Origin of the sequence: Cobetia sp. 1CM21F, from assembly GCF_023161745.1 — a bacterium.
Taxonomy (GTDB): domain Bacteria; phylum Pseudomonadota; class Gammaproteobacteria; order Pseudomonadales; family Halomonadaceae; genus Cobetia; species Cobetia amphilecti.
In genome coordinates, this window is record NZ_JALNTQ010000012.1 from 1,322 (window position 1) to 2,414 (window position 1,093).

Sequence of the window (1,093 nt, forward strand, 5' to 3'; positions counted from 1 at the left end):
TAGACAGTGTCGATAAGGAGGTGATCCAGCCCCAGGTTCCCCTAGGGCTACCTTGTTACGACTTCACCCCAGTCATGAACCACACCGTGGTGATCGCCCTCCCGAAGGTTAGGCTAACCACTTCTGGTGCAGTCCACTCCCATGGTGTGACGGGCGGTGTGTACAAGGCCCGGGAACGTATTCACCGTGGCATTCTGATCCACGATTACTAGCGATTCCGACTTCATGGAGTCGAGTTGCAGACTCCAATCCGGACTGAGGCAAGCTTTATGGGATTGGCTCCACTTCGCAGTATTGCAACCCTTTGTACTTGCCATTGTAGCACGTGTGTAGCCCTACCCGTAAGGGCCATGATGACTTGACGTCGTCCCCACCTTCCTCCGGTTTGTCACCGGCAGTCTCCTTAGAGTTCCCGACATTACTCGCTGGCAAATAAGGATAGGGGTTGCGCTCGTTACGGGACTTAACCCAACATTTCACAACACGAGCTGACGACAGCCATGCAGCACCTGTCTCAGAGTTCCCGAAGGCACCAATCCATCTCTGGAAAGTCCTCTGGATGTCAAGGGTAGGTAAGGTTCTTCGCGTTGCATCGAATTAAACCACATGCTCCACCGCTTGTGCGGGCCCCCGTCAATTCATTTGAGTTTTAACCTTGCGGCCGTACTCCCCAGGCGGTCAACTTATTGCGTTAGCTGCGCCACTAAGTCCTCAAGGGACCCAACGGCTAGTTGACATCGTTTACGGCGTGGACTACCAGGGTATCTAATCCTGTTTGCTACCCACGCTTTCGCACCTCAGTGTCAGTGTCAGTCCAGAAGGCCGCCTTCGCCACTGGTATTCCTCCCGATCTCTACGCATTTCACCGCTACACCGGGAATTCTACCTTCCTCTCCTGCACTCTAGCCAAGCAGTTCCAGATGCCGTTCCCAGGTTGAGCCCGGGGCTTTCACACCTGGCTGACTTAGCCACCTACGCGCGCTTTACGCCCAGTAATTCCGATTAACGCTTGCACCCTCCGTATTACCGCGGCTGCTGGCACGGAGTTAGCCGGTGCTTCTTCTGCGAGTGATGTCTTTCCTCGGGAGTATTA

Annotated in this window: 1 rRNA gene; it reads right to left on the reverse strand. The window is 54.6% G+C overall.

The window, feature by feature from the left end:
• Nucleotides 1–13 precede the first annotated feature (13 nt).
• A 16S ribosomal RNA gene (locus tag MSG32_RS17880) occupies nucleotides 14–1,093 on the reverse strand; the annotation flags it as partial.